Source organism: Alishewanella sp. BS5-314, from assembly GCF_025377695.1.
Lineage (GTDB): Bacteria > Pseudomonadota > Gammaproteobacteria > Enterobacterales > Alteromonadaceae > Alishewanella > Alishewanella aestuarii.
Map to the genome: position 1 here is coordinate 244,412 of NZ_JACEHJ010000001.1, position 15,901 is coordinate 260,312.

At 54.4% G+C, this 15,901-nt stretch carries 15 protein-coding genes; 11 read left to right on the forward strand and 4 right to left on the reverse strand.

Annotated elements, in window-relative coordinates; genetic code table 11:
• Window positions 1–3: 3 nt before the first annotated feature.
• Window positions 4–1,248, reverse strand: a complete 1,245-nt coding sequence (locus tag H1D31_RS01135) for a malic enzyme-like NAD(P)-binding protein (protein WP_065955808.1) — start codon at window positions 1,246–1,248, stop codon at window positions 4–6.
• 447 nt (window positions 1,249–1,695) lie between these two features.
• Between H1D31_RS01135 and H1D31_RS01140 the strand changes: the two genes are divergently transcribed.
• On the forward strand, window positions 1,696–2,598 hold the full coding sequence (locus H1D31_RS01140) for a tetratricopeptide repeat protein (RefSeq protein WP_008609029.1): 903 nt from the start codon (window positions 1,696–1,698) through the stop codon (window positions 2,596–2,598).
• Window positions 2,599–2,691: 93 nt separating this feature from the next.
• Here H1D31_RS01140 and rpmE read toward each other — a convergent pair whose 3' ends face one another.
• The gene (gene rpmE / locus H1D31_RS01145) at window positions 2,692–2,904 is read right to left on the reverse strand and encodes a 50S ribosomal protein L31 (protein WP_008609030.1); all 213 of its coding nucleotides are present in this window, start codon (window positions 2,902–2,904) and stop codon (window positions 2,692–2,694) included.
• A 199-nt stretch (window positions 2,905–3,103) separates the two neighbouring features.
• Here rpmE and priA point away from each other — a divergent pair, with 199 nt between their 5' ends.
• The 5 genes from priA to H1D31_RS01170 all read left to right on the forward strand — a co-directional run bounded on the left by priA (window position 3,104) and on the right by H1D31_RS01170 (window position 8,264).
• On the forward strand, window positions 3,104–5,290 hold the full coding sequence (gene priA / locus H1D31_RS01150) for a primosomal protein N' (protein ID WP_409976770.1): 2,187 nt from the start codon (window positions 3,104–3,106) through the stop codon (window positions 5,288–5,290).
• A 127-nt stretch (window positions 5,291–5,417) separates the two neighbouring features.
• Entirely contained in the window at window positions 5,418–5,975 is a 558-nt protein-coding gene (locus tag H1D31_RS01155) for an SPOR domain-containing protein (protein WP_261255258.1), read from the forward strand.
• A gap of 56 nt (window positions 5,976–6,031) precedes the next feature.
• The gene (gene hslV / locus H1D31_RS01160; RefSeq protein WP_008609034.1) at window positions 6,032–6,550 is read left to right on the forward strand and encodes an ATP-dependent protease subunit HslV; all 519 of its coding nucleotides are present in this window, start codon (window positions 6,032–6,034) and stop codon (window positions 6,548–6,550) included.
• Between the two features lie 11 nt (window positions 6,551–6,561).
• Window positions 6,562–7,893: an HslU--HslV peptidase ATPase subunit gene (hslU, locus tag H1D31_RS01165; RefSeq protein WP_065955806.1), complete on the forward strand. Its 1,332-nt coding sequence runs from the start codon at window positions 6,562–6,564 to the stop codon at window positions 7,891–7,893.
• Window positions 7,893–8,264, forward strand: a complete 372-nt coding sequence (locus tag H1D31_RS01170; RefSeq protein ID WP_065955805.1) for a gamma-butyrobetaine hydroxylase-like domain-containing protein — start codon at window positions 7,893–7,895, stop codon at window positions 8,262–8,264. The genes hslU and H1D31_RS01170 overlap by 1 nt, the downstream gene beginning before the upstream one ends.
• Window positions 8,265–8,274: 10 nt before the next feature.
• Here H1D31_RS01170 and H1D31_RS01175 read toward each other — a convergent pair whose 3' ends face one another.
• A complete protein-coding gene (locus H1D31_RS01175) occupies window positions 8,275–8,799 on the reverse strand; it encodes a phosphatase PAP2 family protein (protein ID WP_008609037.1) in 525 nt (174 codons plus the stop codon).
• A 187-nt stretch (window positions 8,800–8,986) separates the two neighbouring features.
• Between H1D31_RS01175 and rraA the strand changes: the two genes are divergently transcribed.
• Together rraA and H1D31_RS01185 are read left to right on the forward strand one after the other, a co-directional pair.
• Window positions 8,987–9,472, forward strand: a complete 486-nt coding sequence (rraA, locus tag H1D31_RS01180; protein WP_008951166.1) for a ribonuclease E activity regulator RraA — start codon at window positions 8,987–8,989, stop codon at window positions 9,470–9,472.
• A gap of 3 nt (window positions 9,473–9,475) precedes the next feature.
• Window positions 9,476–10,543, forward strand: coding sequence for a formimidoylglutamase (locus tag H1D31_RS01185; RefSeq protein ID WP_065955804.1), 1,068 nt, complete (start codon window positions 9,476–9,478; stop codon window positions 10,541–10,543).
• A 7-nt stretch (window positions 10,544–10,550) separates the two neighbouring features.
• Here the strand turns inward: H1D31_RS01185 and hutI are convergent, their stop codons facing one another.
• Window positions 10,551–11,774, reverse strand: coding sequence for an imidazolonepropionase (gene hutI, locus H1D31_RS01190; RefSeq protein WP_261255259.1), 1,224 nt, complete (start codon window positions 11,772–11,774; stop codon window positions 10,551–10,553).
• Between the two features lie 157 nt (window positions 11,775–11,931).
• On the opposite strand from hutI, the gene hutC reads away from it, so the two are divergent.
• Genes hutC through hutH form a run of 3 tightly spaced genes read left to right on the forward strand, consistent with a single transcriptional unit; the run spans window position 11,932 to window position 15,866 of the window.
• Entirely contained in the window at window positions 11,932–12,639 is a 708-nt protein-coding gene (gene hutC, locus H1D31_RS01195) for a histidine utilization repressor (protein ID WP_261255260.1), read from the forward strand.
• A gap of 11 nt (window positions 12,640–12,650) precedes the next feature.
• Window positions 12,651–14,327, forward strand: coding sequence for a urocanate hydratase (gene hutU / locus H1D31_RS01200; protein ID WP_261255261.1), 1,677 nt, complete (start codon window positions 12,651–12,653; stop codon window positions 14,325–14,327).
• Between the two features lie 3 nt (window positions 14,328–14,330).
• Window positions 14,331–15,866, forward strand: coding sequence for a histidine ammonia-lyase (hutH, locus tag H1D31_RS01205; protein ID WP_261255262.1), 1,536 nt, complete (start codon window positions 14,331–14,333; stop codon window positions 15,864–15,866).
• Window positions 15,867–15,901: the final 35 nt, after the last annotated feature.

Here is a 15,901-nt window from a genome sequence, read left to right on the forward strand (position 1 = left end):
CTCTCAGGCATCAAAGTAGGCTGCCGGCATCGGGATCCTGGCTACCCCTGAGCTGACTGCCGCTTCAGCTACCGCACGGGCGACCCGTGGTAATAACCGGGGATCCATCGGCTTCGGAATAATGTAGCCTTTACCAAACTCCAGACTACTAACTTTAGCCGCCAATAGCACTTCCTGCGGTACCGGCTCCTTGGCAATAGCCCGGATCGCCTGCACGGCTGCCAGCTTCATCTCATCATTAATCACACTGGCGCGCACATCCAATGCACCACGGAAAATAAAGGGGAAGCACAGCACGTTATTCACCTGATTCGGATAATCCGAGCGTCCGGTAGCCATAATCAAATCACCACGTTCGGCGTGCGCCAGTTCAGGTTTAATCTCTGGATCCGGGTTGGAACAGGCAAAGATCACCGGCTTATCCGCCATCAGGCTTAATGCTGCCGGCGGCAGGACATCGGGGCCAGAAACACCAACGAAGACGTCAGCCCCCTGCAGCGCATCTTCCAGGGTCCTTTTATCGGTATTGTTCGCGAACAGTTGCTTGTACTGGTTCAGATCTTCACGCCGGGTATGGATCACCCCCTTGGTATCAAGCATATAGATATGCTCACGCATGGCGCCGCACTTGATCAGCAGCTCCATACAGGCAATGGCAGCCGCGCCGGCACCCATACAAACAATAATGGCTTTGCGGATATCTTTGCCCTGGATCTCCAGCGCGTTTAACAGGCCGGCAGCAGTGACAATAGCGGTACCGTGCTGGTCATCATGGAATACCGGGATATTACAGCGCTTAATCAGTTCCTGCTCAATCTCAAAGCACTCCGGCGCCTTGATATCCTCCAGGTTAATACCACCAAAGGTGTCAGCAATATTGGCGACCGTGGTAATAAATTCTTCAGTAGTGCGGTGCGATACTTCAATATCAATTGAATCCAGGCCGGCAAAACGTTTGAATAGCAGCGCCTTACCTTCCATTACCGGTTTTGACGCCAGATGGCCCAGGTTACCTAACCCCAGGATCGCCGTGCCGTTAGAGATTACGGCGACCATATTGCCTTTGGCGGTGTATTTGTAAATGTTGTCCGGATCAGCGGCAATTTCACGCACCGGTTCAGCCACACCGGGGCTGTAAGCCAGTGCCAGATCGGTAACGGTTTCGGCAGCTTTACTGATTTCGATACTGATTTTCCCTGGGCGAGGTTCTGCATGATAACGCAGCGCTTGTTCTCTGAAATCTGACATTCCAATTTTTTCCTGAGTAAGTGTAGGTACAGACTACGGCACTAATTTATAGGTTTTTTGTTATACAGCGGGCCGGTGGTCGGCTCATTCTAATGAGCTCTGATCTGGAAAAACACTGAAATCGTGCTGGACGTACCAGACTAAGGCAGTAACGTCATTACGACTTTGGTATAATTCGTAACCAGTTATAACAAGAAAATGCTCAGCCGCCAAGAGTTCTGGACATCCAATTATCTGCGCTGTGTTCCGCTGACCAGGCGCTGACGAAGGATTTAACGGGTGAGCGCAGTTACTCAAACCTGGAATGGAACGCAAATTTGGCTGCGCCAGTTGCTCACATTATGTTAACCGACACACTTGTTTACAATCTGCTTCTGACCAAAACTTGACCCTCAGCCGTATGTAGCTAAAATCGACACCATTAACTGTTTTTTAACCAGAGGTTTTATGAAAGCGCTACTTTTAGCAGCCCTGTTGTGCAGCACTGCATCCCTGACTTTATATTCAAATACCAGTTATGCCAGCGCGGCGGATAATGACCGGGTATGTGCCGATACCGATTGCAGTAAAGAACTGCGCCGACTGATCAGATTGGCGCGAAGCGGCAGCGGTGATGCAGCAGCATTGGTAGCAATGGCTCACGCGACCGGCGATGGTCTGGAGCAAAGTAACGAGCAAGCCATTCGTTATTTGCGGATGGGCGTGCGCCAGCGCAACGCTATGGCGGTCTTTCTGATGTCCGACTGGCTTAGAAATGGTTTTATGCTGGAACAAGATCTTGCTGAGTCGCAACGTTTGCTTGATCTGGCCGTCGATCTAAAATATGCCCCGGCGCAATATGCTAAAGCGGTACAACTGCTGCAGGCTGAGCAGGATGACCAGTTGCCGGAAGCGATTAATCTGCTGGAGTTAGCCACAGAGCAGCGACTGGCCAGTGCCATGTTGCTGTTGGCACAGTTAAAACAACATGGCGCCGGTGTCGAGCAGGATCTGCCGGGCGCCGCCGAGCTATACCGGAAGTTAGTGTTGGCCGGACAGGTATCCGCCCGTCCTTACTTGCAGGAAGTGACAGCTCTACTCGCTGCTGATCAGCAACACCAGACGTTGGTTGATGAATTACGGCAAGTCGAGAATATTGAAGTGATCCGGGTAACAGGCCAGGCATTACAGGCTAATAATATGCTGGAAGGCATTGTCAGAAGGTTAACTGCCACCGGACAGTACGACAGCCGCTCGGTAGGAAGCCGGATCCGGGGCGTCAGCTGCGACCAAAGTGGCAGTAACTGCGGTGTTATCCGCCCGGATAGCAGCTCTGGCTCAATTTCTGAAGCCCTGGCGGGTGGCAAGTAAAACAAGTAACAAATGCTGAAACCTATGCTCTCGCTGAGCATAGGGCATAAAAAAACCGGAGCCAGGCTCCGGTTTTTTCGTACTTGGTACCGATTAACGGTTGCCCAGTACAGAGAAACGCTTCTTGAAGCGGTCAACACGACCACCAACATCCAACACTTTCTGCTTACCGGTATAAAACGGGTGGCAAGCTGAGCAAACGTCCAAGTGGATGTCTTTGCACAGAGCTGAACGGGTTTTGAAGGTATTACCGCAAGTACAGGTTGCAGTAATTTCTTTGTATTCCGGGTGGATACCTGGTTTCATGGGTTACCTCGTTAGGCCGTATCGCCATCTGGTCGCATTTTTTATCGCCAGACACCATACGTAATTACAGTTAATTTAGGGCGCGTAGCTTAATAGATAGCCGCTGAAGTTGCAACCAGAAAACCGGAAAAGCACAGAATTTTGTTTTGCTTGGCAAGGCGCACGCGCTTCCTTAAACTTAAAGCCTGATTTTGTTGCTATGGAAGCTGCTGTGACTGCGATCCGTGTTGCCCTGCCCGTACCCTTGCGCCAGCATTTTGATTACCTGTTACCGCCTGAACTTGAGGTGAGCATAGGCTGCCGGGTGCGGGTGCCCTTTGGTAAACGCGAATTGGTGGGGATTGTCTGGCAATTAGCGGTTAAACCCGACGTCAGTGAGCAACAACTTAAACCGGTGCTTGCCGTGATCGACCAGACGCCGGTCTTGCCGGCTTTACTGCGCCAACTTCTTAGCTTCGCTGCAGATTACTATCACCATCCACTGGGGGAGGTCCTCACGGCCGCCTTACCCGCACTGTTGCGTGAAGGCCGCCCACTCGCTGACTACCTGCCCCGTGCGTACCGACTGACCGACAGCGGTAAAGCCGCTAACCTGCAAAGCTTTTCGCGCTCGGCTAAACAGGCAGAATTGTGGCAGGCCCTGACAACACAAGCGCTGGATGAAGCGACCGTCAAAAGCCATTACAGCGGCAGTGCGCTAAAGCAATTAATGGCCAAGGCGCTGGTCGAGTCGTTCCAAACGGCGATCGCACCCTATCACTATCAGGGCTTAGCCGAGCCGGCGTTGCAACTAACCGCTGATCAGGCTCTGGCAGTGACCGCCGTTAATCAGGCCCAGGGCAGCTTCCGGCCCTTTTTGCTGGAAGGTGTCACCGGCTCCGGCAAAACCGAAGTCTACCTGCAGCTCATCCCCTCCCTGCTGGAGCTCGGTCAGCAAATACTGGTATTGCTACCGGAAATTGGCCTGACCCCACAAACGCTGGAACGCTTTAGCAAACGTTTCCGCGCCCCGGTACTGGTCTGGCATTCAAATTTAAGTGATGGCGAGCGGCTTAACTGCTGGCTGCAAGCGGCCAGTGGCAGCGCAGCTGTGGTAATAGGTACCCGCTCGGCGCTGTTTTTACCTTTTCGCAAGCTCGGACTGATTATTATTGACGAGGAACATGACCTGTCACTAAAACAGCAAGACGGCTTTCGTTACCACGCCCGGGATCTGGCAATAAAGCGCGCAGCACTGGAGCACTGTCCGATCCTGCTTGGCTCGGCCACGCCGAGTCTCGAATCACTGTACAACTGCCAGCAAGGTCGTTTTACCAAGCTGACACTAACAGCCCGCGCCAGTGGTCAGGCAATGCCGCAGCTGGAGCTGGTCGATCTGAAGCAACAGGCTTTACAACACGGACTGGCCGCACAAAGCATTCAACAAATGCAGCAACAGCTGAAACTGGGCAAACAGGTGATGCTGTTTTTAAATCGTCGCGGTTTTGCACCGGCCCTCAGCTGTCAGGATTGCGGCTGGTTGACCGAATGTCAGCGTTGTAGTGCTTTTACCACTTACCATAAACATAGCCGGCAGTTGGTTTGCCATCATTGCGGTGCCACCCGGGCCGTACCACGACAATGCGGCGGCTGTGGTAGTACCCGGCTGGCGCCGGTCGGTCAGGGTACCGAGCAACTGGAAGAGCATCTGAGTGTATTGTTTCCCGAGGTCCCGGTGACCCGGCTTGACCGTGACAGCACCCGGCGTAAAGGTGCTTTCGCCAGCCTGTTAGCAGAAATTCAGCAACCTGGCCCCAGATTGATTTTGGGAACCCAGATGCTGGCTAAAGGCCATCATTTCCCCTTTGTTACTCTGGTGGTGATTGTCGATGTCGATGGTGCCCTGTATAGCGCCGACTTTCGTGCTCCTGAGCAACTGGGGCAGTTGCTGACCCAGGTTGCCGGTCGGGCTGGTCGTGGCCATGATAAAGGCAAGGTGTTACTGCAAACCCAACATCCAGAACACGCCTTGCTGCAGGACATCATGCTAAACGGTTATGCCGCCTTTGCCCGCAGCGCCCTGCTGGAGCGCCAGCAAACCCTGTTACCTCCCTGTCAGTATATGGCGCTATTCAGAGCAGAAGCGCACCAGAGTGAGCTTTGCCAGCAGTGGCTACAGCAGGTTGCCAGCTACTGTCAGCAGCAACCTCAGGTCCAACAGCTCGGCCCTCTGTTATCGCCGCTGGAACGCCGGGCAGGTAAATACCGTTGGCAATTACACCTTTACGCGGCACAACGGCCACTGCTGCATCAACTGCTTAGTCAGGTTTTAGCAGAGGTATCGCAATGGCCGTTGAGCCGCAAAATCAAATGGCAGCTCGATGTCGATGCGCTGGATTTAAGTTAAGCCGCGAAAACCAGTGACTGCAGCGCCACGGCTTGTTTTGGTAACAGATCGGAGCTGCGTTATTTCCTTTTCTGCCGATCCGGGTAGAATACAGTGTGATTAGAAAAACAGGTAATTGATAAGTCGTATGCCACAAAAAGATTATGTGCGCGCCACCCGTCCGAAAGCACCCGCTAAAGGTCAGGCCAGAGGCAGTCGCGCCAAGGCGCCGGCGGCCAGTAATAAGCCCTGGCTGCTAATTGCGCTTACCTTGCTGACACTTAGCGTCTTTGTCTATGGCCTGTGGTTTTTAAAGCAACAACCGGTCAGCAGCAGCGAACCTGTGGCAGCACCGGTTAAGGCGCCGGCGAAAGATGAGTTACCGCCCAAACCGCAATCTGAGCCTTACCAATATATTAAAGAATTGGAAAACCGTGAAATTACGGTCGAAGTCCCCGAGCAGCAACGTAGCGTGCCGGCGGTGTTACAGTGCGGCTCTTTCCGCCAGCAAGGCCAGGCTGAACAGATGAAAGCACAAATTGCCTTTGCCGGCATTACTGCCGATGTCAGACGCACCGAAGGCAGCAACGGCGTCTGGTTCCGGGTGGTAGTAGGCCCTTATGAATCGCGCCGGGCCGCCACTGCCGATATGAACCGCTTACGGCAAATGGGGATTAATACCTGTCAGGTCCGTAACTGGACTTGAAAAACCCGGCTGTCCCCCTTACTTAAGCCCTATGTTTTCGCCATAGGGCTTTTTTTATGACTACTATCGTCTCTGTTCGCCGCAATGGCCATGTTGCCATCGGTGGTGATGGCCAGGTCTCGCTGGGTAATACCGTAATGAAGGGCAATGCCCGCAAGGTTCGCCGCCTCTATCACAATAAGGTACTGGCCGGTTTTGCCGGCGGCACCGCTGATGCCTTTACTCTGTTCGAACGCTTCGAAGCCAAGCTGGAAATGCATCAGGGCCACTTAATGCGCGCCGCCGTTGAACTGGCGAAAGACTGGCGTACCGATCGTATGCTGCGTAAGCTGGAAGCCCTGTTAGCCGTAGCCGATGCCAATACCTCACTGATTATCACCGGGAATGGTGATGTGGTGCAGCCAGAACATGATTTGATTGCCATTGGCAGTGGCGGCCCCTTTGCCCAGGCAGCGGCCACCGCTTTGTTACAAAATACTGAGCTCAGCGCCCGCGATATCGTGGAAAAAAGCCTGAAAATTGCCGGTGATATCTGTGTCTACACCAATCACCACCAGACTATTGAAGAATTGTAAGCAGGTAGCCCATGTCTGATATGACCCCAAGAGAAATAGTCCACGAGCTAGATCGCCATATTATTGGCCAGAACAAAGCCAAACGGGCTGTCGCCATCGCGCTGCGTAATCGTTGGCGCCGCATGCAATTAGATCCGGCGCTGCGCCAGGAAGTGACGCCAAAAAATATTCTGATGATAGGCCCAACCGGTGTCGGTAAAACCGAAATTGCCCGCCGCCTGGCCAAGCTGGCGAATGCACCCTTTATTAAAGTTGAAGCGACCAAGTTTACCGAAGTCGGCTATGTCGGTAAGGAAGTGGAAAGCATTATCCGTGATTTGACAGACAGCGCGGTGAAGATGTTTCGCGAACAGGCTATTGCCAAAAACCGCTTTCGGGCCGAAGAAGCCGCGGAAGAGCGGATCCTCGATGCGCTGTTACCCAAACCCAAAGACGCCTGGGGCGAGCCGGAAAAAGCCAGCACCGACTCCAATACCCGGCAGATCTTCCGTAAAAAACTGCGTGAAGGCCAGTTAGATGACAAAGAAATCGAACTGGAACTGTCGCAAGGGCCCATTGGCGTAGAAATTATGGCGCCGCCGGGGATGGAAGAGATGACCTCGCAATTGCAGAGCATGTTCCAGAGCCTGGGCAGTGAGAAAAAGAAAAAACGTAAGCTGAAAATTAAAGATGCTTTCAAGCAGCTGATTGAAGAGGAAGCCGCCAAACTGGTCAATCCGGAAGAACTGAAAGCCGAAGCGCTGGATGCGGTAGAGCAAAATGGCATCGTGTTTCTGGATGAAATTGACAAAATCTGTAAGCGCGGCGAAACCAGCGGCCCTGACGTATCGCGCGAAGGCGTACAGCGTGATCTGCTGCCATTAATCGAAGGCTGCACAGTAAATACCAAGCATGGTATGGTCAAGACCGACCATATCCTGTTTATCGCCTCAGGTGCCTTCCAGATGAGCAAGCCGTCGGATCTGGTGCCTGAACTACAGGGCCGGTTACCGATCCGCGTTGAGCTGGAAGCCTTAACCGCCGCCGATTTTGAGCGTATTCTGACTGAGCCAAAAGCGTCCTTAACCGAGCAGGCGCGTGCCATGCTGGCGACTGAGGGTGTGCAAATTCAGTTTACCGAAGATGGCATTAAACGTATCGCTGCCGCGGCGTTTCAGGTCAATGAAACCACTGAAAATATCGGCGCGCGGCGGCTGTATACGGTAATGGAACGGTTGCTGGAAGAAATTTCCTACGATGCCGCTGACCATACCGGGCAACAGATTGCCATTGATGCAGCCTATGTTGAGCAGCATCTGGGTAGTCTGGTGCAGGATGAAGATCTGAGCCGGTTTATTCTGTAATGGCGGCAGCACTGGTAAAACTGCATTACCACCGGCAACGGCGGATCCTGGATCTGCTGGATGCCGCGGGGCAGTGCCAGAGTTTAAGTGCGGAATTTCTGCGGGTGCATTCGCCATCCGCCGAAGTGCGTGGCCATGGCACACCACGGCTGGTCGCCAATAAGCGGCAGGTTGGGATCAGCGCCATCACCCCTGTTGGTCATTATGCGGTGAAATTGCAGTTTGACGATGGCCATCACACCGGCCTCTATAGTTTTGCCTACCTGCAACAACTGGCCAGCCAGCAGGAAACCCTATGGCAGCAATATCTGGCCCGGCTAAAAGCTGCCAATGCCAGTCGCGACCCCCTGATCAATATTAAAAGCCTGTGACACCGCCTGCTCAGAGCAGCTTTGCTGCGCTGTAGCAGGAGGCAACGCCAAGGCTGATCCCAGCCAGGATATCCAGCGGAAAGTGCACACCCAGCATAATGCGCGACAAACCCACTAATAGCCCCCACAGTAACACTAACCAGAAACAGGCCGGAAAACAGAGCGCAACCGCTGTTACCACCACAAAGGCCGCCGCGGTATGCCCGGATGGCAGGCTAAAGGTATCAGAGGGTACGATATGCGCTACCACCGGGTGCAGCCTGACCGCCTGCTGCGGTCGCATCCGCCGGATAGTGTTTTTTAACAACAGATACAACGGCAGCTCTATCGCAAACGCCAGCAATAATAGCCGGGTAAACTGCCAGCTATCTGCTACCTCAAGCACCAGCAGCAGTAGCACCAGTAATAAATACAGTGGACCATCGGCCGTTTTCGATATCCAGTAACTGCCGCGCGACAGCAGCAGCGAGGAGCTCCTGGCGAACAGCCGGCAGAAAAAAGCATGGTCCCAGTATTCCAGTCGTTTTAGCAACATGACAGTGATCCTGTTGTGCAATAACTAACCGGATACTAAGCAAGCTTAATGACGAAAAAATGACAGCGACGATTAAAAGTGCTGCCGCCCGCTGTGGCGCTGGCGCCAAAAGGCGATAAGTTCCGCTTGAGCTTATATGTCAGCGGGTTATACTGAGCATTACCCTTCTTCTGGTATGGAGTTAACCGTGGAATATAATACGTCTGAGCTGTGCGATCTGTATGCGGATCAGGTTGATGTCGTTGAACCGATTTTTGCAAACTACGGCGGCCGCCGCTCCTTTGGCGGACAAATCCATACTGTTAAGTGTTTTGAGGACAACGGTCTGATCCGTCAGGTACTGGCTGATAATGGCATTGGCAAGGTATTGCTGATTGACGGCGGCGGCTCGGCCCGACGTGCACTGATTGATGCAGAACTGGCCTCGTTGGCGGCCACCAATGGCTGGGAAGGCATTGTGTGCTATGGCAGTGTGCGCGATCTGGATGCCCTGGAAGACTTTGATATCGGTATTCAGGCAGTGAATGCTATTCCGATTGGCGCTGACGACAATGGTTTTGGTGAAACCGAGGTACCGGTGAATTTTGCCGGTGTTACCTTCCTGCCGGGCGACCATTTGTATGCCGACAGCACGGGCATCATTCTGTCACCGGATGCGTTGGATCTCGAATAAGTTATGGCAGCAGTGCAGTATTTAACTAAGGCGCATCTAAGCGCCTTTTTTCAACCCCGTCCGGGTGAAAGCCGTCTGGCCGAACAATGCCAACTGCCGGATCCGGCATTGGACTTAGGTGCGAATTTAGCCCGCCATGCCGCAACGGGCGGCCAGTTTGTGTTGCTGGGCATTCCCGAGGATATCGGCCCACGGGCCAACTGTGGCTTGCCCGGTGCCACCTTGGGCTGGCAGGCATTTTTAAGCAAATTTCTCAATCTCCAGGCAAACAGCTTACTGGATGCGCAGCAGCTGTTAGTGCTGGGTGAAGTCAGCTGTGCCGATTTACAGCAGCAGAGCAGCAACCTGAACGCCGCTCATGCCGCGGAGCTGATGCAGCTCCGGCAACTCTGTGCTGAGCTGGACGAACGGGTTGGTGCGGCGGTCGCGCCGATTTTTGCTGCCGGTCTTACCCCCATAGTAATTGGTGGCGGTCATAATAATGCGCTGCCGCTGTTGCAGGCACTACACAGCCATACTGGCCAGGCTGCCAACTGTATCAATATTGATCCCCATGCTGATTTTCGTGCGCTGGAAGGCCGCCATAGCGGTAATGGTTTTAGCTATGCGATGGAGAAGCAGCTACTGCAGCATTATCTGGTGCTGGGCCTACACCAGCAAAAAAATAATGCCGCCAGCCTGGCAGCACTGTCGGCTGCCGGTGCCGATTTTATCAGCTACCAGCAGATTTTTGTCCGCCAACAGCTAAGCTGGCAGCAAGCGCTGGATCTGGCCTGCGATAAAGTGCTTAGCGCCCATACGCCGCTGGCACTGGAGCTGGATACTGATGCCATTACCGCCATGCCGGCCAGTGCGCTGAATTACAGTGGTATCAGTGTGGCGCAGGCAGAGCAGGCGGTGTATCAAATCGCCCGTTTACCCGCTACCGCCTACCTGCATCTGGCAGAAGCTGCGCCGGCGCAGCATCCCTCAGGTGTTAGCGCCGGACTTAACCATTGTGGTCAGGTACTGAGCCAGCTGGTGCAGGCCTTTATTCTCGGCAAACAACGCCAGGCTGCTGTGGTGGAGTAAAGTGCTGTTATGGTAGCCGGCACAGACTGCCGGCTACCACCAGTTGTTTTAACGGCGATACCCCAAACTGATAGCATAGCTCAGCCGGCTGAGTTATCGCATAACAGCCAAAGTCTGCCCGCATACCTGCTTGCAGTTGCCCCCGATCTTTCAGCCCCAGCGCGGTTGCAGCATGGCGGGTGACGCCGAGCAGGGCCTCTTCCGGGGTTAAACGAAACAGCGTGCAGGCCATATTCAGCATCAACTGCAAAGAACAAAACGGCGAGGTGCCGGGATTCAGGTCGCTGGCAACTGCTATCGGTACCTGATATTGCCGCAGCAGCGCCAGTGGCGGCAGCTGGGTTTCACGCAGAAAATAATAGGCGCCCGGCAACAATACCGCGACAGTACCAGCTTTCGCCATCGCCGCCACACCGGCTTCATCCAGATATTCAACATGATCGGCCGATAAACCGCCAAACTCAGCCACCAGCGCACTGCCGCCCAGATTCGATAACTGTTCGGCATGGGCTTTTACCGGCAGACCTAACGCCGTTGCCGCCGCGAACACCTTACGGCTTTGCGCGACACTAAAACCAATGCTCTCACAGAAGATATCTACGGCATCCACTAAGCCAAGCTGCTGCAAAGCCGGCAACATCTGACACACCGCCTCGATATAGCCATCAGCATTATCTTTAAATTCCGGCGGTAACGCATGCGCGCCCAAAAAGGTTTTGATAATACTGGTCGGATGATGCTGCTCCAGCAAAGCCGCCACTTCTAACAGCTTTTGTTCATTGGCTAAATCCAGACCATAGCCGGATTTGATTTCAACCGTAGTCACCCCTTCCCGCAGCAGCGCATTTAAGCGATCCTTACCCAGCTTAAACAATGCTTCTTCACTGGCGTCGCGGGTTGCTCGAACGGTACTGGCAATGCCGCCGCCGGCCGCGGCAATTTGCTGATAACTGGCTCCTTGCAGACGCAGTTCAAACTCATTGGCGCGGTTACCGGCATACAACAAATGGGTATGGCAATCGATCAAACCAGGCAGCAGCCACTGCCCCTGCACATCATAAAGGGGTGTCACCAGGCTATCAAAAGGCGGTAGCTCGGCCTGAGGCCCGGCATAGACAATCAGCCCATCCTTAACCGCCAATGCCCCCTGCTCAATAGCACCATAGGGGCTGCCGTTATCCGTCATCGTCGCCAGCTTCGCATTTAGCCATACCGCATCAAAGTCTGCCATTCTGTGCTCCTGTTTACCGCGGCGGTGCTCCGTAGCCGCGGTGTCATGCTGTTCAACCACTTTGCAAATAGTCTAACCGAAAAACTTGTATATACAACCAAGATCCGCTATTTTTAGCACATCACTGCGTAACCCTTGCTAACAGGTCAGCCTCGCTATGGCGAAATTTGCCGAAATTAAAGAATTTATGCTGCGCCAGATCGAAAGCGGCGCCTGGCCGGAACATAGCCGGGTGCCGTCGGAAAATGAATTGGCAGAGCAGTTCTCCGTCAGCCGGATGACGGCCCGGCGCGCGTTACAGGAACTGACCGAACAGGGCATCCTGTATCGCACCCAGGGCGTGGGCAGCTTTGTTGCCGCGTTAAAATCGCAATCCTCGTTGCTGGAAATTCGCAATATTGCCGATGAGGTGCAAAGCAGTGGCCATGCCTACCGCGCTAAGCTGTTACAGCTCACCGAGCTGCCTTGCCCGACTATTGTGGCGACGGCTTTGGGATTAAAACGCAATGAGCCGGTCTTCTTCTCGCTGATCGTGCATTATTCCGATGCTCTGCCGCTGCAACTGGAAGCGCGTTATGTCAACCCGAAACAGGTGCCGCTGTATACCCAACAGGATTTTCAGGAAATCACCCCGCATTTGTATTTAAGCCAGATCGCACCGCTGACCGAAGCTGAGCATATTGTTGAAGCTATCTGGCCGGATGATTTTACCTGTCAGCAGTTGCTGCTGAGAAAGCCCGAACCCTGCCTGCGTCTGACCCGCCGCACCTTTAGCCGTGACGGCGCGGTCAGCCTGGCCTATTTAACCTCTCCCGGCAGTCGTTACCGGCTGGGAGGCCACCTTAACTTTGCCCTACCCCGCTAACCGAGGTTGCTATGAACGATAACCGCATTGATAAAAGCCGGGTGATCCGCGCCCCCCGTGGCAGCCAAATCACCGCTAAGAGCTGGCAAACCGAAGCCGCCAAACGCATGCTGATGAATAATCTGGATCCGGAAGTGGCCGAACATCCCCAAGCGCTGGTGGTGTACGGCGGTATTGGCCGTGCCGCCCGCAACTGGGCCTGCTTTGATAAAATCGTCGAAGTACTGGACCGGCTGGAAGATAACCAAACCCTGCTGGTACAAAGTGGGAAACCGGTTGGCGTGTTTCCGACGCATCCGGATGCACCACGGGTACTGATCGCCAACTCGAATCTGGTGCCAGCCTGGGCCAATTGGCAACACTTTAACGAGCTGGACCGCAAAGGCCTGATGATGTACGGCCAGATGACGGCCGGCTCCTGGATCTATATCGGTACTCAGGGCATTGTGCAGGGTACTTATGAGACCTTTGTCGCCATTGCCAAACAACATTTTGCCGGCAAGGCAGCAGGCAAGTGGATCCTGACCGGCGGCCTAGGTGGCATGGGCGGCGCCCAGCCACTGGCCGCGACGATGGCCGGCTTTCATATGCTGGCCTGTGAAGTGGATGAAAGCCGCATCGATTTCCGGCTCAAGACCCGCTATCTGGATCAAAAAGCCTACTCGCTGGATGAAGCTTTGGCTATGTTAGAACAAGCCAAAGCCAGCGGTAAACCAACCTCAATCGGCTTGCTGGCCAATGCGGCCGATGTGTTTAGCGAGCTGGTGGCCCGCGGTATCACGCCGGATGTGGTCACCGATCAAACCTCGGCGCACGATCCATTGAATGGCTATCTGCCGCAGGGCTGGACGCTGGAGCAAGCGCAAGCCAAACGCACGGAGGATGAAGATGCCGTGGTCACGGCCGCTAAAGCGGCAATGGCCGTACAGGTAAAAGCCATCTTAGCTATGCAGCAGCGCGGTGCGGTGGCAACTGACTATGGTAATAACATCCGCCAGATGGCAAAGGATGTCGGCGTAGCCAATGCTTTTGATTTCCCTGGCTTTGTACCCGCCTATATCCGGCCACTGTTTTGTCAGGGCATTGGCCCCTTCCGCTGGGTGGCGCTGTCTGGCGATCCACAAGATATCTATAAAACCGATGCCAAGGTAAAAGAGCTGATCCCGGACGATCCGCACCTGCATAACTGGCTGGATATGGCGCGTGAACGCATTCAGTTTCAGGGCTTGCCAGCACGGATTTGCTGGATCGGTTTAAAAGATCGCGCCCGCATTGCGCTGGCCTTTAATGAGATGGTGAAAAACGGCGAACTCTCAGCCCCCATTATTATTGGCCGCGACCATCTGGACTCCGGCTCCGTTGCCAGCCCGAACCGCGAAACCGAAGCCATGCTGGATGGCTCAGATGCAGTATCGGATTGGCCATTACTAAACGCTCTGCTTAATACCGCCGGTGGCGCCACCTGGGTGTCGCTACATCATGGGGGGGGCGTTGGCATGGGTTACAGCCAACACAGTGGTGTGGTGATCCTGGCTGACGGTACCGAGCAGGCCGCCGCCCGTTTAAGCCGGGTACTGTGGAATGATCCTGGCACCGGTGTAATGCGCCATGCCGACGCCGGCTATCAGATTGCGGTGGACTGTGCTCACGAGCAGGGTCTTGACCTCCCTATGTTAAACAGAGACTAATTTATGCACTACGCCCTACAACTTACTCCCGGCCAGCTGACACTGGCGCAACTGCGTGCCGTGCAGCAAGGCCCGGTCACGGTGACACTGGATCCAGCTGCGATCCCGGCTATCGAAAAATCGGCTGCTTGTGTCGCCGATATTATTAAGCAAAACAAAGTGGTGTACGGTATTAATACCGGCTTTGGCCTGCTGGCCAATACCCGCATCAAGCATGAAGAGCTGGAGCTGTTACAGCGATCCATCGTATTATCGCACGCCGCCGGTTTTGGTCAGTTTATGGCCGACAGCACAGTGCGGCTTATGATGGTACTGAAAATTAACTCCCTGGCACGTGGCTTCTCTGGCATCCGTTTAAGCGTGATCCAGCTGCTAATTGACATGGTCAACGCCGGGCTTTATCCGTGTATTCCGGAAAAAGGCTCGGTCGGCGCCTCTGGTGATTTGGCACCGCTGGCGCATATGGTGCTGCCACTGATTGGCGAAGGTGAGATCTGTTATCAGGGCCAAATCTATGATGCAAAAGAAGCCTTAGCCCTGGTCGGTTTACAGCCGCTGACGCTGGCGGCCAAAGAAGGTCTGGCGCTGTTAAATGGCACCCAGGCTTCTACGGCTTTGGCATTGGAAGGTTTATTCCGGGCCGAAGATCTGTTTGCCGCCGGTAGTGTGGTTGGCGCGTTAAGCGTGGAAGCCGCCCTGGGTAGCCGCGCGCCCTTTGACCCGCGTATTCATCTGGCTCGTGGCCAGCAAGGGCAAATTGACGCAGCCGCCATTTACCGCCACCTGCTGCAAGATCGCTCAGAAGTCGGCCAATCGCATAAAGATTGCGAAAAGGTGCAGGATCCCTACTCGCTGCGCTGCCAGCCACAGGTAATGGGCGCCTGCTTAACACAAATCCGTCAGGCAGCCGCAGTGTTAGCGGTAGAAGCCAATGGTGTTACCGACAACCCGCTGGTGTTTGCCGACGATGGCGATATCTTATCGGGCGGTAACTTCCATGCCGAGCCGGTGGCGATGGCCGCCGATAATCTGGCACTGGCGATTGCCGAAATTGGTGCCCTGTCGGAGCGGCGGATGGCGCTGTTAATTGATGCCAGCTTAAGTAAGTTACCGGCGTTTTTAGTGCCGAATGGCGGCGTCAACAGCGGCTTTATGATTGCGCAGGTCACGGCAGCGGCCTTGGCGTCGGAAAATAAATCGCTGGCGCATCCGGCCTCAGTAGATAGCCTGCCGACCTCAGCTAACCAGGAAGACCATGTGTCGATGGCCACCTTTGCCGCGCGCAGGCTAGCCGATATGGCCGAGAATACCACCGGTGTGCTGGCAGTAGAGTATCTGGCGGCAGCGCAAGGGCTGGATTTCCGTGCGCCGCTAAAAACTACCCCGCTGCTGGAGCAGGCCAAAGCCATTTTGCGTGAGCAGGTCGCTTTTTATGATCAGGACCGCTATTTTGGCCCGGATATCGAACAAAGCGCCAACTTACTCCGCGACGGAAAACTGAACCAATTTATACCGCCGCAACTGCTCTGCAGCTTCTAACAGTCAGACCTACCTTTGCCCGGCTTTGCCGGGCA